This window comes from Mesorhizobium sp. M2A.F.Ca.ET.037.01.1.1 (assembly GCF_003998075.1).
Lineage (GTDB): Bacteria > Pseudomonadota > Alphaproteobacteria > Rhizobiales > Rhizobiaceae > Mesorhizobium.
The window spans coordinates 1-575 of sequence record NZ_RZSA01001709.1 but is presented as its reverse complement, the minus strand read 5'-3'; the positions used below and the strand labels follow the sequence as shown (position 1 = coordinate 575).

General features: G+C 64.9%; 1 protein-coding gene. It reads left to right on the top strand.

The features are described 5' to 3' along the window. Window positions 1-42 precede the first annotated feature (42 nt). The coding region (locus EOA27_RS39360) for a homocysteine S-methyltransferase family protein (protein WP_189562423.1) at window positions 43-575 on the top strand (533 nt) is incomplete at its 3' end.

Here is a 575-nt window from a genome sequence, read left to right as displayed (position 1 = left end):
TCTTTATATCGTTATTTGAATTCGAACACGAAAGCAAAAGCCATGACCGCGACCAACCCGATTGACGCATTGCTGGCCGAAAAGGGCGTGCTCCTGGCCGACGGCGCCACCGGCACCAATCTGTTCGCCATGGGTCTCGAGGCCGGCGAAGCGCCCGAGTTGCTTAATGAAACTTCGCCCGAGACGATTGCCAGCCTGCATCAGAACTTCGTCGATGCCGGCGCCGACATCATCCTGACCAACTCCTTCGGCGGCACCCGCCACCGGCTCAAGCTGCATCATGCGCAGGACCGCGTGCACGAGTTGAACAAGCGCGCCGCTGAGATCGCCCGCTCCGTCGCCGACAAGGCCGGCCGCAAGGTGATCGTCGCCGGCTCCGTCGGCCCGACCGGCGAGTTGCTGGTGCCGCTCGGCGCCCTGACCTATGACGATGCCGTCGATGCCTTCGCCGAGCAGATCGAGGGTCTCAAGGCCGGCGGCGCCGAAGTCGCCTGGGTCGAGACCATGTCGGCGCCCGACGAGATCCGCGCCGCGGCCGAAGCCGCCATCCGCGTCGGCCTGCCCTATACCTATAC